This window comes from Agrobacterium sp. CG160-95 (genome assembly GCF_053521725.1).
This window is the reverse complement of record NZ_JBNWDU010000002.1, coordinates 955,272-981,190: the sequence shown is the minus strand read 5'-3', so window position 1 is coordinate 981,190 and position 25,919 is coordinate 955,272. Positions and strand designations below refer to the sequence as shown.

The 25,919-nt window shown below is 55.8% G+C and carries 18 protein-coding genes; 12 read left to right on the top strand and 6 right to left on the bottom strand.

Annotated elements, in window-relative coordinates; genetic code table 11:
* Positions 1-13: 13 nt before the first annotated feature.
* Positions 14-4,297, bottom strand: coding sequence for a CheR family methyltransferase (locus ACQZ63_RS11080; protein ID WP_113556227.1), 4,284 nt, complete (start codon positions 4,295-4,297; stop codon positions 14-16).
* Between the two features lie 787 nt (positions 4,298-5,084).
* Between ACQZ63_RS11080 and ACQZ63_RS11075 the strand changes: the two genes are divergently transcribed.
* The 4 genes from ACQZ63_RS11075 to ACQZ63_RS11060 all read left to right on the top strand — a co-directional run bounded on the left by ACQZ63_RS11075 (position 5,085) and on the right by ACQZ63_RS11060 (position 9,978).
* Positions 5,085-5,813: a LuxR C-terminal-related transcriptional regulator gene (locus ACQZ63_RS11075; protein ID WP_038493595.1), complete on the top strand. Its 729-nt coding sequence runs from the start codon at positions 5,085-5,087 to the stop codon at positions 5,811-5,813.
* A gap of 216 nt (positions 5,814-6,029) precedes the next feature.
* A complete protein-coding gene (locus tag ACQZ63_RS11070; RefSeq protein ID WP_113556228.1) occupies positions 6,030-7,433 on the top strand; it encodes a glutamate-1-semialdehyde 2,1-aminomutase in 1,404 nt (467 codons plus the stop codon).
* A 117-nt stretch (positions 7,434-7,550) separates the two neighbouring features.
* Positions 7,551-8,621 carry an NAD-dependent epimerase/dehydratase family protein gene (locus ACQZ63_RS11065; RefSeq protein WP_080800974.1) on the top strand — a complete coding sequence of 357 codons (1,071 nt, stop codon included), beginning with the start codon at positions 7,551-7,553 and terminating at the stop codon, positions 8,619-8,621.
* Positions 8,622-8,634: 13 nt separating this feature from the next.
* The gene (locus ACQZ63_RS11060) at positions 8,635-9,978 is read left to right on the top strand and encodes a DUF4910 domain-containing protein (protein ID WP_113556229.1); all 1,344 of its coding nucleotides are present in this window, start codon (positions 8,635-8,637) and stop codon (positions 9,976-9,978) included.
* 4 nt (positions 9,979-9,982) lie between these two features.
* Here ACQZ63_RS11060 and rfbC read toward each other — a convergent pair whose 3' ends face one another.
* On the bottom strand, positions 9,983-10,510 hold the full coding sequence (rfbC, locus tag ACQZ63_RS11055; RefSeq protein ID WP_113556230.1) for a dTDP-4-dehydrorhamnose 3,5-epimerase: 528 nt from the start codon (positions 10,508-10,510) through the stop codon (positions 9,983-9,985).
* Between the two features lie 307 nt (positions 10,511-10,817).
* On the opposite strand from rfbC, the gene ACQZ63_RS11050 reads away from it, so the two are divergent.
* The 7 genes from ACQZ63_RS11050 (at position 10,818) to ACQZ63_RS11020 (ending at position 18,365) form a co-directional block, all read left to right on the top strand.
* On the top strand, positions 10,818-12,110 hold the full coding sequence (locus tag ACQZ63_RS11050) for a class I SAM-dependent methyltransferase (RefSeq protein ID WP_013761294.1): 1,293 nt from the start codon (positions 10,818-10,820) through the stop codon (positions 12,108-12,110).
* Positions 12,107-12,919, top strand: coding sequence for a glucose-1-phosphate cytidylyltransferase (locus ACQZ63_RS11045; RefSeq protein WP_013761295.1), 813 nt, complete (start codon positions 12,107-12,109; stop codon positions 12,917-12,919). Before ACQZ63_RS11050 ends, ACQZ63_RS11045 begins: the two co-directional genes overlap by 4 nt.
* Positions 12,916-13,569, top strand: a complete 654-nt coding sequence (locus ACQZ63_RS11040) for a PIG-L deacetylase family protein (RefSeq protein WP_026330955.1) — start codon at positions 12,916-12,918, stop codon at positions 13,567-13,569. Before ACQZ63_RS11045 ends, ACQZ63_RS11040 begins: the two co-directional genes overlap by 4 nt.
* Positions 13,570-13,654: 85 nt before the next feature.
* On the top strand, positions 13,655-14,365 hold the full coding sequence (locus ACQZ63_RS11035; RefSeq protein ID WP_111851602.1) for a response regulator transcription factor: 711 nt from the start codon (positions 13,655-13,657) through the stop codon (positions 14,363-14,365).
* Positions 14,366-14,419: 54 nt separating this feature from the next.
* The gene (locus ACQZ63_RS11030) at positions 14,420-16,582 is read left to right on the top strand and encodes a polysaccharide biosynthesis tyrosine autokinase (protein WP_113556231.1); all 2,163 of its coding nucleotides are present in this window, start codon (positions 14,420-14,422) and stop codon (positions 16,580-16,582) included.
* Between the two features lie 39 nt (positions 16,583-16,621).
* On the top strand, positions 16,622-17,845 hold the full coding sequence (locus ACQZ63_RS11025; protein WP_236776447.1) for a polysaccharide biosynthesis/export family protein: 1,224 nt from the start codon (positions 16,622-16,624) through the stop codon (positions 17,843-17,845).
* A gap of 223 nt (positions 17,846-18,068) precedes the next feature.
* Positions 18,069-18,365, top strand: coding sequence for a hypothetical protein (locus ACQZ63_RS11020; protein WP_065663102.1), 297 nt, complete (start codon positions 18,069-18,071; stop codon positions 18,363-18,365).
* A gap of 539 nt (positions 18,366-18,904) precedes the next feature.
* Here ACQZ63_RS11020 and ACQZ63_RS11015 read toward each other — a convergent pair.
* The 3 genes from ACQZ63_RS11015 to gmd are packed head-to-tail and all read right to left on the bottom strand — an operon-like array spanning position 18,905 to position 23,425.
* The gene (locus ACQZ63_RS11015; protein ID WP_448799138.1) at positions 18,905-21,433 is read right to left on the bottom strand and encodes a glycosyl hydrolase family 28-related protein; all 2,529 of its coding nucleotides are present in this window, start codon (positions 21,431-21,433) and stop codon (positions 18,905-18,907) included.
* Positions 21,376-22,371, bottom strand: a complete 996-nt coding sequence (locus ACQZ63_RS11010; protein ID WP_019566378.1) for a GDP-L-fucose synthase family protein — start codon at positions 22,369-22,371, stop codon at positions 21,376-21,378. The genes ACQZ63_RS11015 and ACQZ63_RS11010 overlap by 58 nt, the downstream gene beginning before the upstream one ends.
* Positions 22,355-23,425, bottom strand: a complete 1,071-nt coding sequence (gmd, locus tag ACQZ63_RS11005; RefSeq protein ID WP_019566379.1) for a GDP-mannose 4,6-dehydratase — start codon at positions 23,423-23,425, stop codon at positions 22,355-22,357. Before gmd ends, ACQZ63_RS11010 begins: the two co-directional genes overlap by 17 nt.
* A 42-nt stretch (positions 23,426-23,467) precedes the next feature.
* Here gmd and ACQZ63_RS11000 point away from each other — a divergent pair, with 42 nt between their 5' ends.
* Positions 23,468-24,829, top strand: a complete 1,362-nt coding sequence (locus tag ACQZ63_RS11000; RefSeq protein ID WP_448799137.1) for a class I SAM-dependent methyltransferase — start codon at positions 23,468-23,470, stop codon at positions 24,827-24,829.
* Positions 24,830-24,927: 98 nt separating this feature from the next.
* Here the strand turns inward: ACQZ63_RS11000 and ACQZ63_RS10995 are convergent, their stop codons facing one another.
* Positions 24,928-25,821, bottom strand: a complete 894-nt coding sequence (locus ACQZ63_RS10995) for a LysR family transcriptional regulator (RefSeq protein WP_038493626.1) — start codon at positions 25,819-25,821, stop codon at positions 24,928-24,930.
* Between the last annotated feature and the right edge of the window lie 98 nt (positions 25,822-25,919).

Here is a 25,919-nt window from a genome sequence, read left to right as displayed (position 1 = left end):
CGATGATGAAGGCCTATTCTTCTGCATTCAGGACAAGCCGCAAGAGCGCCGGCAACGAAGTGGATTTCGTTCGGCGCATTATTGAGGCGCGATGATTCTCGACAGTGCGCTGACTAAGCTTCAAATCGGCTGCAATGACCTTGTTGGCCTGCCCCTGAACAATTCGGTCAAGGATCTGACGTTGCTTGCGAGTAAGCATCGCCAGCGTGGCTCGAGCTGTTTCACGCCGCTCTTCGCGCTCGTTCGCATCACGCGATCGCTCGAGGGCCGACTGCACGCTCCGATATATTTCCTGGTAAGAAAAAGGCTTCTCGATGAAATCGGCCGCTCCATATCGCATCGAATTGATTGCCATACGGACATCGCTGCGACCCGTGATCACAATCACCGGAAACCGATGATGTCTTTCTTTCAGCAAACGTAACAACTCCATGCCGACCATGCCGGGGAGATACGCATCGACAAGCAGACAACCTGATCTGTCGGGCTTGTAGTTTGCAAGATACTCTTCTGCCGAAACATAGGTTGCGACCACCCAGCCTTCTCCTTCGAACAGAGCGCGCAAATTGTCTCTTATGTCCTGCTGGTCGTCTATGACTTCGATGAGCCTGCCCGTCATCGGCTCCATATATTCAGGTTCGCTTATGTGACCTGCTCTCCCGCCGTTTTGGCGAACGACCAGTGTCTCCACCATCTGCATGACGTCCTTGAGTTTCGCCGGCTTGTGCAGATAAGGAATTTCGTGCTGAGCAAAATCCCTCAGGGCCTTGCTTGAAATATCCCCAGTGAGAATGAGTGCCGGAACATTTTGGCGGAGTGCTTGCCGAATATCTTCAATTGCAGCTATGCCATTCCCGCCTGTAGGAAGATTGTAGTCTGCGAGAACAACGTCGGGCATGAACTTCAGCCCTCGAACAATCGCGATCGCTTCGGCAGCAGTTGAGGTCGCAGCGACCACGTATCCAGTCTGCTCCAAACCGATCTTGAGCAGATCGCGCATTCCGTTTTCGTCTTCGATGATCAAAATCGACGCGGACGACAGGGCGATCGCTTGACGCGAATTGTCGTCGACTGGCGCACGCAATGGCGCAAGCGGCTCCCCTGCCGGCGCCCGATCGATCTCGATCATGAACGCGGAACCTTCATGCAATCGCGACCGCACCGCTATCTTCAGTCCCAGAAGTTCGCTCAGCCGCTTGACGATTGACAATCCCAGCCCCAAGCCCCGGTCTTCCGCGCCAGCAGATGCGTCGAGTTGATGGTATTCCTGGAAGACTTCCTCGATATGGTTTTCGGGAATGCCTATACCGGTGTCCCACACTTCGAACCGAACCTTTGCATCGACCCGGCGACAGCCGACCAGAATTTTGCCGCTCGGCGTGTATTTCAGTGCATTGGATAGAAGGTTGCGAACGATCTGCTCGAACAGGCGGGGATCGGTGCGAACGGCAAGGCTGGACGGTACGACACGGAGTTGCAGCCCCGCCGCCCGAGCGGGATAATAAAATTCCTTGAAGAGCCTTCCCAGAAGATCGCCAATCGCAAAGTTCACGATCTGCGGTTCCACCATCCCCGCTTCGATCTGGTTGATGTCAAGAACAGAGTTGAGTATACCCAGCATCGAGGATAGCGTCTCCCCCATCCTCTGGACGAAAGTGCGTGCTTGCCCTTCAGCCACGTTCCTTTCCAAAAGCCCGTGCAACAGCTTCAAGGTTTGCAGCGGCTGACGCAGATCGTGGCTTGCCGCAGACAGGAATTGCGACTTGGCCTCGGTCGCCCGCTCGGCGAATTTCTTGGCAGCTTCCCTGCTTTCGGCAACCTGTTTCTGGGCACTTATATCGATGAAGGTGATGACCACTCCGTCGATTGCCTCGCTCGCGCCGCGATAGGGTTTGACGCGGCGGACATACCAGCGACCATCGGGTCCTCCTATCTCTCGGTCGATTGTGTTGCCTCGGAGCAGCGTCGCCGTTGCATCGACTTGAAGCGTAATGTCGCCGTCAAAGCCGCTAAGGTCCGAGAGGGGACGGCCGACATCGGACGATATAATCTTGAATACTGACCGGGTGGCTGGTGTGAAAAACCGTATACGAAGGCTGGCATCCAGAAAGAGCGTTGGGACATCGGTGCTGTACAGGACATTTTGCAGATCGTTGGAAACTGCCCGCTGACGCTCCAGTGCTTCTTGCAATTGATTGTTGAGGGCTGTCAGCTCTTCATTGAGGGATTGCAGTTCCTCTTTCGAAGTAAAGAGTTCCTCATTCGTCGACTGATACTCCTCATTCAGAGACAGCGCTTCGGCGGTGATCTGCTTCTGTTCTTCGCTGGCAATTTCCAGATTGCGTATGGCGCCCTGCAATTCCGCCCGTGTCTCCTCCAGTTCGAATTCAAGCTCGGTAATGGGCGACGCATCTGTCGTTGATGATTTCTGCGATCGGACAACACCGTTGGCCTGCGCAGCATCCTCCACAAAACATATGAGAAATAGCTCTTCACCCTGACTGAAGAGCGGCTCGACATGAATGTTGAACTCGATGTGTGCGCCGTTGCTGTCGAGTTTTGCATTCTTGGCTACGAACGGCTTTTGATCCCGGCTCGCATGGTGGATCGCAGACCTGATCTTATTATGGAGCGCCGTCGGTGTGATGGCGAACAGGTCATGCGATGCCGGGCCTGAAGCGATCCGCAGGAACCTTGCTGTCGGGCCGATGGAGTAGAGATACTCATACTTCCGATTGACGAGGATTGCGGCGGGCACGTAGCTACCCAGCAGAACCTGGGAAACCGCCTCGGCAAGCGCACTGTGCCTCGACGCTGAAGTCACCTTTCCTAGCGAAGAGGGAATTCTGACATTTCCGCCCGCAACCGCACCGAAATTAAGATCACCGAAAACCGGCGGCCCGATACGCCGATATACCCTTTCGGATTCCGAAATCAGCTTGAAACGGTCATCCATTCCGCCAACGGTTTCGGATTTTCCGACCAGTAAAATGCCGTTCTCCCGCAGGGCGAACCTGAAAAGCGACAAGACCTTGGCTTGGGCTTCCGCTTCGAGGTAAATCAACAAGTTGCGGCATGAAATTAGATCGATCCGTGAGAACGGTGGGTCGCTGAGGACATTCTGCACGGTGAAGACCACCGCCCCACGCAGTTGCGCCGTCACGGTGTATCCGTTGTCATCCCTTACGAAATATTTTTCCAGCAAGTCGGGCGGCAGCGACTTGGTCGCCTCATGTGAATAATGTCCATCTCTGGCAATTGCGACCGCCTCGCCATCAGCGTCCGAGGCAAACATCTGAAACTGGAGACGAAGGCCCATGGACTGAATGAGCTCGAGGAAGAGAATAGCCAGAGAATATGCTTCTTCCCCCGTGCTGCATCCAGCGACCCAGACCCGCACTGCTCCGTGAGGCGCTTTTGCGTGGAGAATATCCGGAATAATGGTATCTCGTAGAAAGTCGAACACCTTCCCGTCGCGGAAGAAGCTGGTGACGTTGATCAGGAGATCTCTGACGAGATTTTGCCGCTCGTCTTCGCTGCTTTCGAGAATCTCAAGATACCGGTCTATCTTCTCAATCTCGATACCGAGAACCGCCATGCGTTTTTCGACCCGGCGCTGCATCGTTCCATGTTTATAGGCCGAAAAATCATTCGCTGTGGAAAACCTCAATATCTCGATGATCCGGTCCAGCTGGGGCATTCGGCGCACCATCGAGTGATCGGCTCGAAGCCGCGACAGCAGCTCAATATGTTTGGCGATGGCCGCAGGCATCTCTTCAACCGGTAAAACCGTAGCGCCAATGCCCAGCGAAATAACACTTTCGGGCATGCCGCCAAACTGTGCCTCTTGAGGCTCCTGGACCAGAACAAGTCCCTTGAAATCCCTGATCTGCTGGACGCCGGATGAGCCATCTGACCCCGTGCCGGACAGGACAGCTGCTATCGCCCACGGCCCGAATTCCTTGGCCATAGAACCCAGGAGAAAATCAAACGGCAGAGGTGCCTCATGCAGTTCCCGCCGGGGCGACAGATATATCCTTCCTCCGTCAACCGACATCAGGAATTTTGGTGGAATGACATAGACGTGCTCGGGCTCTATCAAGGCAAGGTTGACAGCCTCCGTTACGACCATAGTCGTTTCGCTTGCCAGAAGTTCTGCGAGCATGCTTTCATGCGACCGGTCAAGATGCTGAACGAGAAGAAACGCACAGCCGGTTTTTTCAGGCAACGCTTTGAGCAGGGCTCTGAACGCATTCAGTCCACCCGATGAAGCACCGACGCCGACAATCGGGAACATCCTAACAGGACGTTCTTCCTGTGATCCGGACATCGAACCGGTGTCTACCTCGAAAGTAGAAGGAACCTTTTTACTATCCTCGCCGCGTTCCGCCATATTCGCTCTCGTTAAAATTGACGCGCATTCCAAATAGAGATCGACCCTTGCGAAGCGTCAGGCGTTGTGGGTCAACAAGTCTTGAAAGCAGCCATCAAGGCCTTGAGATCATCAGTCAGGGATACATAGTCACCATGCCCCGTCACATGCGGGGCGCAGCGCGTCCGATTGTCGTGAGGTGCAATTTCAAAATGCGATTAACACGTATAAGTTGCTGACATCGCGAACAAACGCACGAATGGAGGATGATAAATCAATCCGGCCGCGATTATAATTCATCCATTATAGTTAGTGGTGTCGCGCAAAACATGATGATGGCCTGAAAGAATTATATTTCAACAGTTATGGCGTGTCTGGTTGTCTACCCACATCATGCCAGATTGAACGCCCGCTCGAAATCTCAATCAAAAGTGAGTAATTTCCGAACCTTTTCCAGTTGCGATACTCCATTGTAGGATGCCGGAGTCGAAATTCGGGTAGTGCCACGTCTGTTGATTTCTGGCCGATTTTTAAATTCCGAAAAATCCAGACCGCAACAGAGTAGCTTCCGAAGTTCTGATTGATGACGGCGTTCCGGGTTGAATTACTTCAAACTTCCGTGGTGCCGAATCTTAGAAAGAAAATCTTCGGTTGCGTCTCTGCCAAGCCAGACAGATCCGCAAAGCACTCTTTAGCGCGGATAGGACATACCATGCTGACATCAGTTCCCAACAACGGACATAGCCAATTCTCATCAAATTTCCATGTGGTTGCGCACTCGAAACCTATGGAAACTTCAGTCAGAAAGCTGGCGATCATCGATGACCGCGCGCTCGACCGTGAGTGTCTGGCTCAGAGCCTGATCGCATACGGCCTTGATATGGAAGTCGAGTTGTTTTCATCACTCGACGACTGGAGACATGCTCCAAACGGCCAGCATAGCGGCATCCTGGTCAACGTCGGTCGCAGCGATTTTTGCGATGACGTATCCCTCCATGAGTTACGGGAGTTCATTGCCGACTTCCCTTATCTGCCGGTCGTCATTCTCGCTGAAAACCGCGATCTGCGTCAGGTCATGAGGGCGTTCGACGCGGGCGTTCGGGGATACATCTCCTCGTCGATAGGACTGGCGGTGTGCGTGGGCGCCATCTCACTTGCATTGGCGGGCGGCGCGTTCGTATCGGCTGAAAATCTGAGCGATCTCAGGCAGTTGCTCGTGGTTGCGGAAGACAAGGAACGACAGCGCACGGCCATGTTCACCCAACGTGAGGTCGACGTCATCAACGCTTTGACGCAAGGCAAGCCAAACAAGATCATCGCCTATGAGCTCAATCTTCGTGAAAGCACCGTAAAGGTACATATTCGCAATATCATGAAGAAAGTAGGCGCCAAAAACAGAACGGAAGTGATCTTCAAAATATCCGATCTCTTCAAAAACTAAAATCAAGTGTCGTGCAGTGGACCTATTGCAGAACCATAATTGCCTGCGGGTGTCGGGCCCCGCATGATGCGGACGCATCGGCGCGATTATGACGGGAAGGCTGTACATCTCCTCTAAGCCTTTCGGCTAGCATTCCCAACATAAAGACGGGGTAACGGCCACCGAGCCGGATACGGTAATCTCTGGTCATTGGACATATGGACCCGGGATTGCGCCATGCAAACTTTCGTCGAAAATTTCGAAAACTCGGATCGACTGCGCCAGCGCTCCCGCAACATCATACCGGGCGGTGCACATACCTATGCAAAGGGTGACGACCAGTACCCTGTCCTGTCTCCCGGCTTTATTGAACGGGGATATGGCTGTCATGTCTGGGATGTCGATGGAAATGAATATATAGAGTATGGCATGGGCAATAGGGCTGTCGGCCTAGGCCACGCCTATGCAGACGTCGTAGAGGCGGCGCGTGCGGAACTATACCGCGGCTGCAATTTCACGCGCCCGTCAAAGATCGAGGTGGATTGCGCCTCGACCTTTCTCGATACGATCCAGACGGCCGAAATGGTCAAATTTTGCAAGAACGGTTCCGATGCGACATCCGCCGCGATACGACTTGCACGGGCTGTTACCGGCCGTGACCTGATCGCGCGCTGCAGCGACCACCCCTTTTTCTCCACGGACGACTGGTTCATCGGAACAACGGAGATGAATGCGGGCATTCCTCAGGCGATCCAGGAGCTGGTCCTTGGCTTCACCTACAATGATCTGGCGAGTGCGCGTAGTCTGTTTGACCGCTTTCCAGGTCGTATCGCCGCCTTTATTTTGGAGCCGTCACGCGGTGATCCGCCTCGGGACCAGTTTCTTCACAAACTCCAGAAGCTTTGTCACGAAAACGGCGCGCTTTTTATTCTCGACGAAATGATCACCGGCTTCCGCTGGGATGCGGGTGGCGCGCAGAAGACATACGATATCGTCCCCGATCTATCCTGTTTCGGCAAGGCGCTGGGGAACGGCTTTTCGATTTCCGCACTTGCCGGCAAGCGGGAGTTCATGGAACGAGGCGGTATCGATCAAACCGATGCCCCCCGCGTCTTCCTGCTTTCGACGACGCATGGCGCGGAAACGCATGCGATGGCGGCGGCCATCGCGACCATGAAAGTTTACATGCAGGAACCCGTGGTCCCACATCTGGTCCGACAGGGAAATTCGCTGCGCGCCGCCATCAGCCAGATCGCAATTGCGCACGGACTCGATTCCTACTTCGGCATTCAGGGCCACTCCGCGTGCCTCAGCTACTTCACGCTGGACCAGACCGGAAAGCCGTCTCAGGCTTTTCGCTCGCTGTTTCTGCAGGAAACCATACGTCGCGGACTTCTCGCACCTTCTCTCGTTGTAAGCTACACGCATGAGGACGAGGATATAGCCAAAACGCTTGACGCCATCGATGGAGCGCTCGTCGTCTACCGTAAAGCGCTGGAATACGGCGTCGACAAATTCCTGACGGGACGCCCATCCGATGTCGTCTTCCGGCGTTTCAACGGCAACGCGCAGCATCACGCCAGCCATGGGTTGGTCATGGCCGACATGCCCGAATTATCGGAAAGCATCCGAAAGCCTTAACCGGCCGGGGCACCTAGACCGTTCGCATTATCGATACAGCCGCTTTGTGCGGTGCATCGATCTCGCCTGAAAAGATACGCTCGTTGCAATCGAAAATAGATTTTGAGGGGAAATTTCATGCACGTTCTGGTCACCGGGCATCGCGGATATATCGGCTCCGTCATGGTACCCATCCTGCGCAAGGCGGGTCACGAAGTACACGGCTATGACACTGAATTCTACCATCGCTGCGCTTATGTACCAGGCGGACCTTTGCCGCAGGTCCCCGGCGTATGCAAGGACATCCGCGATATCCAGCCTTCGGATATGGAAGGTTTCGACGCTGTCATTCATCTTGCGGCGCTGTCCAACGATCCGCTGAGCAATCTCAATCCGGAAATTACCTATGAGATCAATTACCGCGGCAGCGTTCGGGCAGCGCGAGCCGCAAAACAGGCTGGCGTCAAGCGTTTCATCTTCGCCTCGTCGTGCAGCAACTACGGCGCCGCTGGCGAGGGACTGGTCAACGAGACGGCAGAGCTGAAACCGGTATCGGCCTACGGCACGTCGAAGGTCTTGGCGGAGCGGGAGATTGCAAGCCTCGCGAGCCCCGGCTTCTCGCCGGTCTATATGCGTCCGGCTACAGCGTATGGCCTTTCGCCCATGCTGCGTTTCGATATCGTCCTCAACAACCTGACCGCTTGGGCGGTGACGGAAGGACTGATCCTCCTGAAATCCGACGGATCGCCATGGCGCCCAATCGTTCACATCGAGGATATTTCGCGCGCCTTTCTGGCTGCGCTCGAAGCGCCGACCGATGCCATACACAATCAGGCTTTCAACGTCGGACAGGATGCGCACAACTATCAGATCCGGGAGATTGCCGAAATCGTCGCTCTCACGGTGCCCGGATGCCGGCTGCAATATGCGAGCGATGCAAGCCCCGATACCCGTTCCTACCGCGTCGATTTTGGCAAGATCGCCCGTGCGCTTCCGGCGTTCAGACCGACATGGACGGCGGCCGCGGGTGCCGAGCAACTCTACCGGGCCTACAAGAGTGCCGGCCTGACAATGGCCGAATTCGAGGGACCGCACTATCAGCGGATCGGCCAGCTCCAGAAGCTGATCGGCGACAAGGATATCGACATCAACCTGCGCCGCCCCATGGCCGCGCCGCGCCAGAACGCCGATATTGCGGCATCGGTTTAAACAGGAGGCCCGGATGGGCAAGATGGAGCCCGGTGCAAAGCTGACAGGCGATGCATGGAGAGAGGCAGGTATCGGCCAGACTATTCATGATCTGGCTTCCCGCCTCTTTCCGATCTGTCGCAGCATCACCGGCAAAGGCGTGCGCGACACCATCGATATCCTTAAAGAATATATCGATATCGAGCAGCGCGCCGTCCCTAGCGGGACGCGGGTTTTCGACTGGACGGTGCCCCAGGAATGGAACGTCCGGGACGCCTATGTGAAGAACGCGGCGGGACGCAAGGTAATCGATTTTCAAATGTCGAACCTGCATCTCATGAGCTACAGCATCCCTCAACGTCGCGTGATGCCGCTGGCCGAACTGCAAGCGCATATCTACACCTTGCCGGCACAACCCGATCTCATTCCTTACAAAACAGCCTATTACACGGATGCCTGGGGCTTTTGCATGTCGCATCATGAATTCCTCAAGCTAGAGGAAGGCGACTATGAGGTCGTCATCGACACCGAAAAGGCGTCAGGCAATCTGTATTACGGCGAATATCTGCATATCGGACAAAGTACCGAAGAAGTGCTTCTCTTCGCGCATATCTGTCACCCGTCGCTCGCAAACGACAATTGTTCCGGCCTGGCATTGCTGACGTGTCTTGCTGCAGGCCTGAAAAGCAGGTCCACATATTACAGCTACAGGTTCGTCTTCGCACCCGGAACGATCGGCTCCCTGTCATGGCTTGCGCAGAACGAAGACGGGATATCGAACATTGCGCATGGTCTTGTGGTTTCGTGCATTGGTGACGGGGGCGGGCCGAACTACAAGCGCAGCCGCAGGGGAGATGCACTGATCGACCGGATCGCCGCCTGCACCCGCTGCGGAGAGGATCGTAAACATCTGGCAATCGCCGACTTCATTCCCTACGGCTATGACGAGCGCCAATTCTGTTCGCCGGGCTTCAACCTGCCGGTTGGACTATTGCAGAGAAGCGCTTTCGGAACCTTTCCCGAATATCACACCTCGGCCGACAATCTCGACTTCATCCGGCCCGAACATCTCGGGTCATCCTTTTGGATGATCATGGACATGATCGATGCTCTCGAAGACAACTGGACGCCGTTGAACCTTCGGCCCAAGGGTGAGCCACAGCTCGGAAAATACGGGCTTTTTCCTGCGATAGGCGGCCATAAGACGAATGACGACCGCACCATGGCCTTTCTATGGATACTCAACCTCGCCGATGGAACCAACTCACTACTGGATATCGCCGAAAGGTCAAAAATGCCGTTTGTCGATATTGCGAGCGCTGCCGGCAGGCTGCTCGAGGCGGGCCTTGTCTCGAACCTCGGTTTCCTGACGCGCTAGACCTTCATTGCAAAGCGGGCCAACCGAGGTCCTTTTCCGATATGACCGAGGGCGGCGCAGGCCATTCTACACCTATCGCGGGCTCGTCATACCGGATCCCTGCCGCACTTGCCTCGGCATAGGGCACCGAAATCAAATAGGACACAGCAACGTCGTCGCTGAGCGACTGGAAGCCGTGTGCAAAACCCTCGGGAATGTAGAACTGCGCGCCATTGTCGACCGACAACACCGTGCCAACCCATTGCAGATAGGTGGGCGAGCCCCGGCGCAGATCGACGGCGACATCCCAGATCGATCCTTTGACGCAGGAAACCAGCTTTGTCTCCTGATGCGGCGGTCGCTGGAAATGCAGCCCTCGTACCGTGTGTTTCAGCTTCGATAGAGAAAGGCTGTGCTGACTGAAGTCCGATACCAGCGCGTTGCTCTCAAATTCGCGTTTGCAGAACGTCCTGGCAAAAGAGCCGCGACTGTCCCGCACAGGCACCGTATTGACGACCCAGAGCCCCTCGATTTTCGTCTTCTCAAACAGCATTCGGCGCTCCTGATGCAATCCCGTATTCAAGAAGAATTCTCCGCCATTTCAGCGGCTCCGGAATACACCCATAGGCAGCACCATACCTTGAAGGCGGGCTGGCAAATAAGTCACCCTTTCGGTTGCGGAAACCAGCCGCCGGAAGCGAATTTTAGCGGATTCCAATATAACCCTACGGCTTATGGATGACGTTTTCGAGCCGAATGCAGTATCGTCACCCACCCCGATCCATAGTATTTTTTCCAGTTAATAAAAGAATTTTCTGAAATTCACTCGAAGACAATGCGATGAAATCAGGGGGCGTCAGATGAATAATGAGGCAGTTTTTTCTGCAAGACTGAGCTCGACGCATCACGTCGGGCTTTGCCGTCTTTGCAGCTCGCCATTGGTGCATACCTTCGTCGATCTTGGAATGTCTCCGCCCTGCGAAAGCTTCGTCGCAGCTGACGCAGCCAACGACGTCGAGCCGTTTTATCCGCTCCACGCATTCGTTTGCGACGAATGCTTCCTCGTCCAGCTTCAGGAATATGTAGCGCCCGAGAATATTTTCACGGAGTACGCGTATTTCTCCTCGTTCTCGGACAGTTGGGTCGCTCACGCAAAGCGGTACTGCGACATGGTCATCGAGCGCTTTGCGCTTGGCGAATCCAGTTTCGTTGTCGAGCTTGCCAGCAACGACGGTTACCTGCTGCAACATTTCCTGACCAGCAACATCCCGATGCTGGGAATTGAACCGGCGGTCAACGTCGCAAAGGTGGCGATCGGCAAAGGTATTCCGACACTGACTGAATTTTTCAACGAGGCCCTAGCAACCGATATGGCGGCCAGAGGCCAAAAAGCCGATCTCATCATCGGCAACAATGTCCTTGCCCAGGTGCCTGATATCAACGATTTCGTCGCCGGTATGAAAGTGCTGCTCAAGCCTGAAGGCGTCATCACCCTTGAGTTCCCGCATATCGAAAAGCTAATCGCGGAAAACCAGTTCGACACCATCTATCACGAGCACTTTTCCTACTTCTCATTGCTGACCATAGAAAAAATGGCCCGCCGTCATGGGCTAAAGGTTTTCGATGTCGAAGAGATCCCCACACATGGCGGTTCGCTGCGGGTCTTTTTCTCGCACGAGGACAGCAAGTTCCCGCGTGAAGCCCGCGTGGATAGCCTCCTGGAACGGGAGCTGAATGCCGGGCTCGACAGAATAGAGACCTATACGGCCTTCTCCGAAGCCGTGCGCCAGACAAAGCGAAACCTCCTGTCTTTCCTCATCCGCCTCAAGGAGATGCGCAAATCGATCTGCGCCTATGGCGCACCGGGAAAGGGCAACACGCTGCTAAATTATTGCGGTATCGGCACCGATTTCATCGATTTTGCAGTCGATCGCAATCCTTACAAACATGGTCGCCTCACGCCGGGAATGCATATTCCGATCCGGCCCGTGAGCGAAATCCAGCGCATGAAGCCGGATTACGTTCTCATTCTCCCCTGGAACCTGAAGAATGAGATCGTTGCACAAATGAACGACATCAGAAACTGGGGCGGGAAATTCGTCGTTCCAATTCCCGACATATCCATCATTGATCCGAAGGAGTTGGTACAATGAAGGTCGTCTTGTTCTGTGGCGGCAGGGGTACTCGCATCAGGGAATATTCCGAAAGCGTCCCGAAACCGCTGATCCCGCTCGGGTCTCAACCGATCATGCGGCATGTCATGCAATATTACGCCCGTTTCGGGCATGAGGACTTCATCCTCTGCCTTGGCTACAAGGCGCACGTCATAAAAGAATTCTTCCTCAACAGCCGGCCGGAAAGCTATGCCGACTGCGTCATATCGAGCCCCGGACGCGTGGAATTGCTCGAGGAACTGCCAAGGGACTGGCGCGTATCCCTGATCGATACGGGGATATGGCGCAATATAGGCGAGCGCCTCTGGGCCGTACGTCATCATCTCAAGGGCGAGAAGATGTTCCTTGCGAATTATAGCGACGGCCTGACCGACGTCGATCTCGACGACATGATTGACCAATTCGAAAAGAGCGACAAGCTCGCCTGTTTTCTGGCTGTCAGACCGCCCCTCACTTACCACCTGGCGGAGATCGACGAGAGCGGAAGGGTCCGGGAATTTCGGTCGTCGGAAACATCCGACATGTGGATAAACGGCGGCTACTTCCTGATGCGACCCGAAATTTTCGACTACATGCGCGAGGGTGAGGAACTCGTGCTGGAACCGTTCTCGAGGTTGATTTCTGAAGATAAATTGATGGCCTACAAACATGAGGGTTTCTGGCGGTCAATGGATACGCTGCGCGACTGGCAGACGTTGGAGGCAATGGTAGAGCGTGGTGACATGCCATGGATTGGAGACGATGCCTCGATGGCACGCAAGTCGTCAAACACGAAGCTGCTGCCATGAAAAACATGTCCCTCGCTTCCGCCGGTGATCGTCTGTCGATCCTTTGTCTCGGAGCTCACTCCGACGACATTGAGATCGGCGTCGGAGGCACGGTACTCAGCCTGCTTTCAAAGGGCGTGTTGCTCGATGTCTATTGGTGCGTCCTCAGTGCCGGTAACGAGCGCGCCCTGGAGGCACGCAGTTCCGCCGAAGCTTTTCTCGCAAAAGCAGCGTCCTACTCAATTGAACTGGCATCGTTTCAGGACAGCTACTTTCCCTCGCAGAGCCGCGAGATCAAGTCATGGCTGCTGACATTGCGCGACAAAGTCAGTCCCGACGTCATATTCACGCATAGCCGCGAGGACGCGCACCAGGATCACCGCGAAATCAACAGGCTCACATCCAACATCTTCAGAAATCACCTGATCATGGAATACGAAATCCCGAAATGGGACGGCGATTTCGGCAGAAGAAACGCCTACGTGCCGTTGAGCGAAGACGCGATGAACATGAAGGTCGAGCTTCTCTTGCAGCATTTTGGAACACAGAGATCCAAGGACTGGTTCGATGCAGATACCTTTCGCGGTCTGGCGCGGCTGCGGGGAATGGAATGCCGTGCGCCTACACGTTTTGCGGAAGCCTTTACCGTCAGGAAGCTGACGTTCGCCTGAACAGGCAGAGGCCCGTTTACGGTACAAAATCGACGTTTTGCGGAAATTAAAAGAAACCAAAAACAATACAGGGGGCATTGTCGTCATGATCCAGAACCACATCTCCGAGAACCCGCCGGAAGGCACACTGCATCCGCAGGCCGCAGCAACTGCGGCTGGCTATATCGGCATCATAGATCGTCGCATGCTGGAGCGGGAATGCCTCGCCCATAGTCTCAACTATCAATATGCGGACAGGCGCATCCTGACCTTCTCCAATCTCGGCGAATGGCAACAGGCACGCGCGGAAATCGGCATGCCTGCGGCAGTTCTGGTCAGCGCCTGGCCCGGTCCGTCTGCAGAGACAAACCGCGATCTTGCGGAGATTGTGGCTGCCGTGTCTCCGGCCGCCGTCGTCGTGCTCTCTGACGATCAGGATATCAATACCATTCTGGATACGATCGCTCTTGGCGTGCGCGGGTACATATCGAGTTCCGTCAGCATCGACGTCTGCGTCCAGGCGATCAGTCTTGCAATCGCGGGCGGCCGTTTCATACCAGCCAGCAGCGTCATGAACATGAAAAGTCTGTTCGGCCTGACTGCACACGCATCCGTTCCTCCGACGAAATTTACAAGCCGTCAATCGGCTATTGCGGAGGCCTTGCGGTGCGGAAAGGCGAACAAGGATATCGCTCTGGAGCTGAACCTTTGTGAAAGCACCATCAAGGTGCATATCCGCAATATCATGAAGAAGCTTGGAGCAACGAACCGCACGGAAGTTGCCTGCAAGATCGGCGACATGGCGTACGACCGCTAAGCACACGACATCCACTGACCGCTACCGAACGCCCCGCTTACAGCAGGAACCGTCATGATCCAGTCGTCATCATCTCCGGTTGAGCAGGAAGGTATTTCCCGCTTCATATCCATACTGCGGGAGCGGCGCAGAGCCGTCTTCATCTGCTTTCTCGCCAGTTTCGCAATCGCGGCAATCGGCTATGCGAGAACCCCCATCCGTTACAAGGCCGAGGCAACCCTTGCGCTTGATGTCCGCAAACTTCAGGCGCTCCCCACTGAATCCGTGGTCTCTCCGCTGCCTCAGGAAAGCCCGGTGCTTCGAACCGAACTCGACATCATCGGGTCGAGGTCCATGGCGGAACGGGTTCTCGTCATCCTGCAAAAAGATCGACTGCTCGAAGGGCGGCAACCAAACTCCGACCGGGCGGATGCCGACGCGATCGTGCTTAGCAACGACGCCGAGACATCGAAAATGATCGATAACCTCATGACCAATGTTCGTGTGATGAATGATGGCCGGTCGTATACAATCTACATATCCTATTACGCCAACGATCCGGCGCTTGCCGCGAAAGTCGCCAATGCTTTCGGAGCAGCCTATATCGACTACCAGATCGACCTCCAGACAACGGCAACCCGGCGTGTCAGCGCATGGCTCGGGGAGCGGCTGGTCAGTCTTCGCACGGAACTCGAGGAGTCCGAACGCCAGGCGTCGCAATTTCGCGAAAAATCCGGACTGATAGACACTGGTGGTCTTCCGTTGCAGTCGCAGCGTCTTTCAAGTCTAAATGTCGAGCTGACAACGCTACAGGCCAAGTTGGCGGGGTCAAGGGCGCGCCTGGCCACAGCGCTCGAACTACAGAAAAGCGGTGACGGGCTCGGGATTACGGAAGTTCTGTCCTCACCATCAATCCAGCTTTTAAGGGCCGAGCAGGCAAGGGTCATCAGGGCCATTGCCCAGATCGATGAAAGCGGCGCCGTCATGAGTCCAGAGCGGCCGCAGTTATCCTCCCAGCTCAGTTCACTCAACAAGCAGATCGATTCAGAGATCGCCCAGATCATCGCTGCATTGCGCAACGAGATCGAGGTCAACGAAAAACAGCGGCAGGAAGTAGAGGCCAGCCTCAATGATGTGCAACGCGCCATTTCCACGACGGATATGGCAATGGTTCAATCCGGGCAACTTGACCGGGAAGCAGCAGCGAACCGCTCGATCTACGAGACATACCTCGCACGCTACAAGCAGACCATCGAACAGGACGGTATCGCAACTGCCGAGGCGCGGATCATATCGAGCGCCATGCCTTCCCGTAAACCGACCAGTCCTGACGAGCGTCTGTGGGCACTGGTCGCGCTTCTTCTCGGTTGCAGCACCGGTTTGGCGGCAGCTTTTATCCTGAACTTTACGGACCGGTCCGTTGGCTCCATCACGTCTCTTCAACAGAAAACCGGACTGAACGTCATCGGGAGCATTCCACGCATTTCCTTTAGAGAGCTCCAGAACACGCCCGGAAAATTCAGCAGCGGCGCGGCGGATTTCTACAGCGCGTTTGCCGACCTTCAGACCCACATACAGTTGGCCGAGAGCAAGGCGAAAGTGATAGCCTTCACCTCTTCGGCCGATGGGGAAGGCAAGACGTTCGTGATCGCCAATCTTGCCAGATCTCTTGCGATGAGCGGCGTTAATCTGCTGCTGATCGATGCCAATCTGCGGAACCCGGCTCTCGGGAGGGAATTCGATGTGGGATCGACGTCGCATGTTGGCCAGGCGGTCAGCCGTGAGGTGTCTCTGGACGACATCATCCAACGCGATCAGGCCTCCGGGGTCGATATCATCGTCGCCGAGAAAAGCGACCTGCCGCCAAATCTTGTTCTTGGAAGCAAGCGCTTCGCCGGCCTGATTGCAGAGGCGAGACAGCGATACGAACTGGTATTGATCGAGGCCCCATCCGCTTCCCATGACCTGGACCTGTTGCGGATCGCCACCCTGTCGGATGCCGTATCATTCGTGGTCCGGCAGGACGTCGCAGATGGCACGGGCATGAAAAATGCCGTCATCAAGCTGCGGGTCGCGGGACGGCCGATCACAGGCATCATCCTCAACGGAATCCGACGCCCGAGAAAGCGCCACCCCCCGGTCTGGCCGAGGATTTTCCGGGACTGGAATACTCATTTCAAGCTGCGGAAACGGGCGACCAGTCTGCGCCCCCCGGCTGTCGTCCATAGCGAGAGGTGAAACATGCGCTTCGTGACAAGGTCCAGGGGCTTTTCCCTGATGATGGCCAGCACCACCTTTCTGTCTCTCGCCGTTTGCCAATTACCGGCCGCAGCAGATGGCACGAACTACAAGGTCGCTACCGGCGACGTCTTGACGATCTCCGTCTACGGCGACCCGGGCCTGACCGGCCTCTTCCCCGTCAGTGCAGATGGAACGATCGGTTATCCGCTTCTTGGCAACGTCAACGTGGTCGACCAGACAGTGAACGAAATCGGTGCGCGGATCAGCCGCGATCTGGCAAGCCATGTGGCAAACCGCTCCGTTGCCGTTGCGGTCAAGGAATATGCTCCGATCTTCGTTGTCGGCGACGTTCAGAAGCCGGGAAAATATGAATACCGTCCCGGCATGATCGTGCTTGAACTCTTCGCACTCGGCGGCGGATTGCGCGAGTCGAATGCACAGAGGGATACCTCGGGCATACAGTTGATCTCGGCCCAGCAGGAATATGAAGACATGTCGATGCAACTCCTGTCGCAGGATATCCGGCGCGTCCGACTGGAAGCGGAACTCAACGACACCGAATTTGAATATAAGGGCGACGAAATCGGACTCGTCCGGGATCGCACCGCACTGGAGAAGATCGTAGAATCTGAAAAAAGTCTGTTTCGCCTTCGCCTCTCGGCGCAGCAAGACGAAAAGACCAACCTCGAGGTCCAACGACAGAACTTCATTCAGGAAATAGACACGCTCCAGAAAAGCAACGTCATGCGCACCCAGCAACTAGAGTTGCTCGACATGGACGTCAACGCGTCGAAGGAACTTGTCACGCGCGGTGCAGCCTCAGAATCAGCACTGAGAGAGCGTAAGCGCGAACTCCTATCCATGAACCAGCAGGTGCTGGAATCGACATCGTTTCTGGCGCGCGCACAACAAAACAAAAGCGAAGTAGAGCGGCGTATTCTGGAGCTGAAAAGCAAAAGGCACAATGACGCCGCGACCGAATTGCGGGACACCTCCCTCGACATCATGCGTCTGAAGAAAAAGCTGGCCTTCAGTCTTCAATCCATGGCCGAGATCGGCTCGACGGCGCGGCGGGTTTCCAGCCTCGAGGACATGATCCAGACCAAATTCTTCATCGTGCGTCAGGTTGCAGGTACATACCGCGAAACAGCTGCGGACGAGCATACGCAGGTCCGGGCGGGAGACGTTGTGCGCGTCCGCCTGTCGGTATCCGGCAGAGACCCTGTTTCAGCGGCAGTCGTCACAGGAAGCGTCAACTAAGAGAGACGAGCGTCTCCGACGCCCCTGCTTGAGCGGCCCTGAAAGCAGCTACCGCTTTTGGAGAGCTATAGCGCCATGTCGCAATTTGCTATCCTCAATAGTGCCCTCCAGCAGTCTCGTAGGACCAGCACCAATCAAAAGAGTTTGCCGGCGTTCCGATCGGTAGGATCTCGATTTCCTCCACAGAATAGAAACGACCGGTACCACTGCCAGGGAGACGGAGATGGAATCTGCGAACGTTCCGGTTGGTTATCATATGGTCAGGCAGCGTGCCGTCATCATCGTGAACGGCGAGAAAGGGCTGCAGCCCGTCAATGTGACACAGGATGCCCTGAACGACATCCAGTCCCCACCGCGGTGCGATGCGCAACGTCTGGCGCAATTCGTCGACGTGTTTGCAACGATAGCGGCATCCAAAATCGAGAAGGGAATGTTCGCGTTCGATGGACGGATTTGGATCACAGCGACCGACGTGCATGCCTGGCTCAATTTGGCGGCGGAAAACGGGGCCGCCAAGTAACGTCTTTCAAACTCTAACGCTTTTGTCCCTATACTTTTACCCCAAGCGCGAAAATTCGGCGCACAGCACATGGATGGATGCGAACCCTACCGCTTATAGCTAGATTGAACCGAAACGATAAAAGCGGTTTGTAAGAGTAACCCGTCGCCCCCTGATACTTTGGCGGGTCCCTGGCAACCGGGGTTACCCGGTAACTGGGAGGGCTCGCTCGTTCAACCGGGCGAGCCTATTTGCGTTCGGCACAAACCGCCACCAGCGCCGCGCAAATCTTGTTGCGCCGACGGGTTGAGATTGAAATTTGCAAGAATATTACCTCGTCAAACTGGAACCACAGATCGCTCGCCACTCATGGAGTAACGAACGATCCGTCGGTCCCCTCGCCTGAAATGAAAACCGTCGAGCCTTGATCTCAAGGGCCCGTGGCATCGCATTGCCTTGATTGATTGAGCCATATTCGCCACTTTCCGGCAGCTCGTCAATTCACCGCAGATACGTCATTAGAGGTACCTTGCCGGGATTTTCGGGGAATAGACTCCGGTTCAATCAGGTGTCAGCCTTGCAGCATTGGAGGACGATTTAACGGTGACGGCCTTAGGCCCCTCGTTTCCCACTGCAAAACCGCTCCATGTAGAGCCGACATTTACCCAGCTGTTCTGCGGATGCATCGTCACGAAGCCCGCACTTTGAACGGGCCCTGGCGTTCCTCGGGTAAAATGATTGTCGTAGAGCACCGTGTTGATCCGCCTTGAGCGTTCGGCCGGTCCGGCCTTGAAGCTGCCGTCGTGCGTCCACATGAGTTTGTAGGCATCTACGAAGCCGTAACGGACGTTGGCGATGGTATTTCCATCGAAGACCGTCCCATTATAGTCGGCGCCGGAGTGGTTCCAGGTTTCATATTCGACGCCGATATAGGCGATATCCGTGAACCTGTTCCTGCGATAAATATTCCCCAGACCGCCCCAGATGCCGGCAACCCCGGAATCCGCGAATGTCGTGCCGACATAGAGGCCGCTGTTGCTGCGTGTCACACTGTTGTTGGAATATTGCAGGAAATACGGGCTGAGTCCCCGCGTCGAGTCCAGTGCAACCGTCATCATGCCGTGTCGCATCTGAGAGATGCGGTTGCTGTCGACCACCACGTCATATACGTTACCGTACAGAAGAACACCGGTGGAATCGGAATCGTGCTCGGCATAGCTTGCCCTGCCATCGAACACATTATCGTATATCACGGCTCTCGATGCGGTCGCTGCCAGAGCAAAACGGCTCGTTCGATCCGGCACGACATTCCAGGGTTGCTCGAGCAGAACAATAGAACCATCCGTCGACGCGATGTGACGGTGTTGCCCGGCCCCTCGCCCGCCAACGATGACGAGATCGAAGCCGCCCGGCTTGGCATCCCCCAGATCCGACAGTGACTTGAAGGTAACCGAGTTCGAGGAAGCGCGGACGAAATCGTTTTTAAGCTTGCTCCCGACGATCTCGAAGCAGATCTGTTCGCCCTTGTTGCAATCGACCTTGGTGCAGTCGTGGGGCGCGGCGTTTCGCGAGATGTTTTTCTCAAAATAGAGGTTTCGCATGCTCCCGAAATGCGCCTGGCCAACAAAAAAACGTCCGATGCCATGACCGTCGTCGCGGCTTTCATCCGCATTTGTCAGCTCGTTGCCCGTCATGGCGAAATCGCGCCCACCCCATAGCGCGACGACGGATTCGCCGTAACCCGTCATCCGAAACCTATTGTTGGAGAAAAACACCTGCCGGCTCGCGCCGTAAAAGGATCCGTTCTCGATCAACTCGGACGCATGCACAAAAAGACCTACGGTGTCCTGGGCATCAAACGCCGGCACGCCCCAGGCGTCGATACGTACGGAATCCAGCCGTGTGTTTTTGGCGTTGCGCAAAGCAAGAAGAGGTTTACCCGCAATGTTGCGGTTGGCATTGAGGGTCAGGTTTCCGAACCGGGTGTCGTCGCCGTTAACGACAACCATGCTCTGATCAATCCCGTGGTTCAGCCTGATCTCCGTTTTGTTCACCCCTTCCCCGAACCACGCCACATTGGCGGGCGCAACCAAAGGCTTTGTCACGAGATAAATCCCGGCGGGGAAATACAAAACCGATGGCGCCGTTGCGGCCGCGGCGTCGAGCGCGCGCAAAATGGCTGCGGTGTCGTCGGTCATGCCATCGCCCGTTGCCCCGAACTGCCTGGCATCGATGCGCTTTTTATCCTGCGCCGCCCATGGCGATTGCGACAGGACCTCAAGCGTCAGCGGACCGCTCCAGCCGAAGCGGCCGCCATGGGTATTGTGAACCCAAACTTCATAGTTACCCGGTGGCAGAGCCGGCACCTCGAAATCGACCTTAAAGGGGTTGACGGAGATTGCCGGAACATACGAGCCGGCAACAGCGACCGGCTTGATATAGAGATAGGATTGGCTGGCCCCGTTGGACCGCGAAAGGTTGCGACCATAGACCGAGACGATGGCTCCCGGCGCTGCGGCATCGGGCCCGATCCACCAGCTTTCCGTGCGATTGATTGCGAAGCTGCGCCCTTGAACAGTGCTACCCTGGGGCCTGATCAGGTAGGTGGACCATGAAGGAAGCGTGGCTGGCAGCAGCAGCGTCGCCGCCGTCGCGTCAGCCGTCAGCGACGCCAACGGGGTCACCACGCCCTCCGCGGCACCGGGGTGTTGCGAAAAGACTTCGAAACCCGTTCGTCCATCGAGATCGACACCGGTCATCGAGACAACCTCGCCAGGGCCCGCCGTTCTCGAAATTTCCGCGATTGCCGGCCCCTTGCCGCCTACCTCTGTCCAAGGTGGATTGAAGGCATCCGCATCATCCGGCAATCGAGGTTCTGGAGCAGGTATCGGGAAACCGAACTGCCGTGGATCAGGTTGGCTGGCTTGCTCCTGCCCTCCCCACACCGCAGGCTGCCCGGCAGACGAGAGACCCGAAAATGCGAGCACAAGGGCGGCAAGCAAAATCGATAATATCAGGGCATTTGGCGATCTCATCTTGCCGCTTGTCGTAACATATCCGATTGCAGCGACTTCGGTTGTCGCCACCACTCATACAAATCCTGAATTCCGTATCTGAGTTCGACCGTCGAGTTCCAGCCAAGCGCGTTGAGCCGCGAGCAGTCTAGCAGCTTTCTGGGGGCTCCATCCGGTTTGCTGGTGTCAAAAACGATCTGCCCATCGTAGCCGACGATGCCTGCAATCAGGTGGGCGAGATTGCGGATGGATATCTCCCGCCCCGAGCCGATGTTGATCAGCGGAAAATGCGCCGATGATTTCATGAGGAAGCAACAGGCATCCGCCAGATCGTCCACATGGAGAAACTCACGCAGAGGACTGCCCGTGCCCCATAGTACAATCTTGTTCTGGCCGCTGATTTTCGCTTCATGCATTCTCCTGATCATCGCAGGAATGACGTGTGAGCTTTGCGGATCGAAATTGTCGTTCAGCCCGTAAATATTTGTCGGCATGACGGAGACGCAATTCAGGCCGTACTGACTGGAGTAGAATTGAGAAAGCTTGAGCGCCGCGATCTTCGCAATCGCGTAGGCCTCGTTGGTTGGCTCCAAAGGGCCTGTCAAAAGGGAATTTTCCGTGATCGGCTGCGCTGCGAATTTCGGGTAGATGCAGCTAGATCCCATCCAGAGAAGCTTTTCAACACCGATATCGGCAGCCGATTTCATGATATTCATCGAAATTAGCGTATTGGTGTAAAGAAAGTCCGCCGGATAGGCCGCATTTGCTGCGATGCCTCCAACCTTGGCGGCAGCGACAAAAATGACCTCAGGTCTTGCCGCCGCCATCCATTGCTCCGTCTCGTACTGTCGGGTCAGATCGAGCTCGCTGCGAGAGACTTTGAGAATTTCGCAATTTTCGCGCTGGAGACGTCGCACGAGTGCCGAGCCGACCATTCCGGTATGGCCGGCAACCCAGACCCGCTTGCCATTCAAGCTGAACGGGATTTCTTGCGATTTATGCGACGAATTCATTTCTTCCCTCTTCCAACATCACGAGGCGAAGATCCGCTTCGACCATTTCCTGAACGAGGTCGCAAAAGGAAGTCGAGTGGCTCCAGTTGAGTTTCCTGCGCGCCTTGCTGGGGTCGCCGAGAAGAAAATCCACTTCCGCCGGACGAAAATATCTGGGATCGATTTCGATGATCGTATTGCCGGTTTTGGCGTCGTATCCCACTTCGTCACTGCCATCGCCGTTCCACTCGATGGTCTTGCCGACCACGCCGAAAGCAAGCTCAACGAATTCCCGCACCGTATGTGCCTCGCCGGTTGCGAGCACATAGTCCTCGGGTATTTCCTGCTGCACGATGCGCCACATGCCTTCAACATAATCGCGCGCATGCCCCCAGTCCCTCTTTGCGTCGAGATTGCCAAGACGCAGCTTGCTCATGAGACCGCGTTCGATGGCGGCAACGCCGCGCGTGATTTTCCGCGTGACGAATGTCTCCCCGCGAATGGGGCTCTCATGGTTGAAGAGAATGCCGTTGGATGCGTGAAAGCCGTAACTTTCCCGGTAATTGACCGTCATCCAGTATGCGTAGAGTTTTGCCGCAGCATAGGGGCTTCTCGGATAGAACGGCGTACCCTCGTGCTGAGCAACAGTGCCCATCCCTCCGAACAGCTCCGATGTGGATGCCTGATAAAACCGGCAACGGTCGCCGAGGTTCAGAATGCGCATGGCTTCCAGCAGCCTCAGCGTGCCAAGCGCATCCGCATTTGCCGTATATTCCGGCGTCTCGAAGCTGACCTGGACATGGCTCTGGGCGCCGAGATTATAGATCTCGTCGGGCTGGACCTCCTGAATGACCCGGCACAGGTTCGTTGCGTCCGTCAGGTCACCGAAGTGAAGACGAAAGCGAAGGTTTTCCTCGAAAGGATCTTGATAAAGATGATCGATCCGGCCGGTGTTGAATGAGGAAGACCGCCTTTTCAGGCCGTGCACGATATATCCCTTGGCAAGCAGCAATTCACTGAGATAAGCGCCGTCCTGCCCGGTTACGCCGATAATCAAGGCTCTCTTGTCTACCATCCACCACATCTCCCAGCGGTTCCGGCCCCGGATGGCGCCTCCTTGAAAGGTATAACGAGGCCCTGCGCATCGGCAGCATACCAAAAGGGAGAGGACGGCCGGTCAGAACCGGCTGATTCACCGTCCACCACGTCGACATCTGCCTTTAAGAGGAGGCAGGGTGGGTATCCCCGCTTCCGACTTAAGCCTTTTGGTCGAGTTGCAGGTCACGCAGGCCGTGCCAGACTTCAAAAATACAACGCCGGGTCGCGCACGATCTTTACGATAACAGGGAGCGCGAGACGACATCATCTACGGTTCATGGAGGCGGATTGGATGGGTACGTTCGCGACGACTTACGAAAAAATGCAGAACTTCAACTGGCTGACGCGCTTTCTGCATGCAGGCCGCTATCGAAAGCTGCTCGAGGTCCTCGAAACAGTGCAGAAGGACGTCGGCAATCGGAAGGTCAGAATACTGGATATCGGCTGCGGCCCCGGAACCGCGGTCGGACATATTCTGGAAAAATTCGACGTTGATTACGTCGGTATCGACTACGATCCAATCTTCATCGAGGCCGCGCGCAATCGCTACAGCAACTACGAAAACTGCCGTTTCATCGTCGGCGACGCCACCGACGAGAACCTTTACAAAACGATCGAGGCCGACATCGTCATCGCGCTGGAAACGCTTGAACATATCCACCTCAACCGCACCGTCCGTGTCATCGAGCACGTCTGCGCAATCGTTCGTCCCCGCATTTTCCTGGTTACGGTTCCCGTCGAAGTCGGGCCAGCCGTATGGATCAAGAACTGGGGTTCAGCCCTCATGGGCTACAACCGGCAATCCGGCAATCTGAAAGAGACTTTTTGGGCAGGCTTATACCGGCTGGACCGGGTGCCCGCGCACCATACGTCACATCAGGGTTTCGACTGGCGGTGTCTGGCGCAGCTTATCCGCGTCAACGCGCCCCTGCGCGAAATCCGCAGCCTGCCGTTTTCTTTTGTTCCACGCTTGCTCAGTCCGAACGTCGCGCTGATCGCCGAGCCGGTAAAATCGAGGATCGATCTGGCAAACGATGACCCCGAAGCATGGAAGATCAACCATGGCCAGACAACCTGGAACCAACAGCATATTGTCGACGGTGCAGTTGCAACCGATGCTGCGCGCCACGCCAAGTCCTCGTCAACATGGTCGATGCGCCTCAAGGGATTGCTGGGAATGGCCCTCGCCACCATGCCATTTGCCTGGCATCGCTGGTCTTACATTTCCATTTCCCCAGGCGAACTGCATTCATCGCATTTCCTGCTGACGATCGACAAACACTTGCTGCGGCCTCATCAACCGATGGAGGGCGACATTATCGTCCTTGCGGGGCAAGCCATTGTTCAACGCATTTCTGAAGCCAGCTATCTGCTGATCTAGGATAAGGACTTGTCAGCCGCAGCGAGCGCAGAGAAGACGAAAGTCGGACATGGATCGTTCCGGGTTACGGACATCCACAGGGGGGCCGACAACTCCCGTCAAACCCGATATCGCAGGGCCTCCAAAACCCTGACGAACGCCGGTGATGCCTGGCGACGGCTGGGGTAATAGAGGTAATATCCGTCCCAGGGCGGGGAATATTTCTGCAACACGCGAACCAGCCGGCCGTCTGCGACATAAGGAAGGATCATTTCCTCCGGGATGTAGGCAAGCCCGAAGCCGTCAAGCGCGGCTTCCAGCGAATTGAAACTGTTGTTGAAGGCGAGTTGGCCATCGACCTTGATCTTGATCTCGCGGCCCTTGTCCTCGAACTCCCATACATAAAAGCCGCCGGCACTCGGCAGCCGGAAGTTGATGCAATCATGGCCGACCAGGTCCTTGGGATGCCTCGGGTGTGGTCGGTTCTTGAAGTAGGCGGGCGATCCGACGACAGCGAGACAAAAGTCGGGACCGATCCTTGCGGAGATCATGTCTTTCGCGAGATGTTCACCCATACGCACCCCCGCATCATAACGCTCCGTCACGATGTCGGTCAGTCCGTTGTCGAGGATCAGCTCGACCTTGATGTCGGGATATTGAGGCAAAAATTTCCTGAGTTTGGGCCAGAGGACATAGGTGATCGCGTACTCGGCGGCGACGATACGGATCGTTCCCGCCGGCTTTTCCCTCAGTTCGTTCAACGCATCGACATGCGCTTCGATCTCGTCGAAATGTGGACCGATCCCGTTTAGCAGCCGCTCGCCCGCCTCCGTCGGCGAAACCGCTCTGGTCGTCCGCATCAGGAGACGCACGCCCAACCTGGCTTCAAGCTGGCGAAGTGTGTGGCTCAATGCTGACTGCGATACGCCCAGCTTCGCCGCCGCCCGGGTAAAGCTCTGTTCTCGGGCAACAGCAATGAAAGCTGCAAGATCGTTGACGGTATCGCGTGCCATTCATGAGCCTCCTGCATCCAGACCTGTTGATTATGGCATAATGCTCATGCCGCACTAACAGAAAAAGAGCCCGCTTTGGGCGGGCTCCTGAACTGTTA

Coding starts and splice junctions, on each gene's coding strand:
- ACQZ63_RS11080 (WP_113556227.1), bottom strand. CDS start 4,297: ATGTTCCCGATTGTCGGCGTCGGTGCTTCATCGGGTGGACTGAATGCG.
- ACQZ63_RS11075 (WP_038493595.1), top strand. CDS start 5,085: ATGCTGACATCAGTTCCCAACAACGGACATAGCCAATTCTCATCAAAT.
- ACQZ63_RS11070 (WP_113556228.1), top strand. CDS start 6,030: ATGCAAACTTTCGTCGAAAATTTCGAAAACTCGGATCGACTGCGCCAG.
- ACQZ63_RS11065 (WP_080800974.1), top strand. CDS start 7,551: ATGCACGTTCTGGTCACCGGGCATCGCGGATATATCGGCTCCGTCATG.
- ACQZ63_RS11060 (WP_113556229.1), top strand. CDS start 8,635: ATGGGCAAGATGGAGCCCGGTGCAAAGCTGACAGGCGATGCATGGAGA.
- rfbC (WP_113556230.1), bottom strand. CDS start 10,510: ATGCTGTTTGAGAAGACGAAAATCGAGGGGCTCTGGGTCGTCAATACG.
- ACQZ63_RS11050 (WP_013761294.1), top strand. CDS start 10,818: ATGAATAATGAGGCAGTTTTTTCTGCAAGACTGAGCTCGACGCATCAC.
- ACQZ63_RS11045 (WP_013761295.1), top strand. CDS start 12,107: ATGAAGGTCGTCTTGTTCTGTGGCGGCAGGGGTACTCGCATCAGGGAA.
- ACQZ63_RS11040 (WP_026330955.1), top strand. CDS start 12,916: ATGAAAAACATGTCCCTCGCTTCCGCCGGTGATCGTCTGTCGATCCTT.
- ACQZ63_RS11035 (WP_111851602.1), top strand. CDS start 13,655: ATGATCCAGAACCACATCTCCGAGAACCCGCCGGAAGGCACACTGCAT.
- ACQZ63_RS11030 (WP_113556231.1), top strand. CDS start 14,420: ATGATCCAGTCGTCATCATCTCCGGTTGAGCAGGAAGGTATTTCCCGC.
- ACQZ63_RS11025 (WP_236776447.1), top strand. CDS start 16,622: ATGATGGCCAGCACCACCTTTCTGTCTCTCGCCGTTTGCCAATTACCG.
- ACQZ63_RS11020 (WP_065663102.1), top strand. CDS start 18,069: ATGGAATCTGCGAACGTTCCGGTTGGTTATCATATGGTCAGGCAGCGT.
- ACQZ63_RS11010 (WP_019566378.1), bottom strand. CDS start 22,371: ATGAATTCGTCGCATAAATCGCAAGAAATCCCGTTCAGCTTGAATGGC.
- gmd (WP_019566379.1), bottom strand. CDS start 23,425: ATGGTAGACAAGAGAGCCTTGATTATCGGCGTAACCGGGCAGGACGGC.
- ACQZ63_RS10995 (WP_038493626.1), bottom strand. CDS start 25,821: ATGGCACGCGATACCGTCAACGATCTTGCAGCTTTCATTGCTGTTGCC.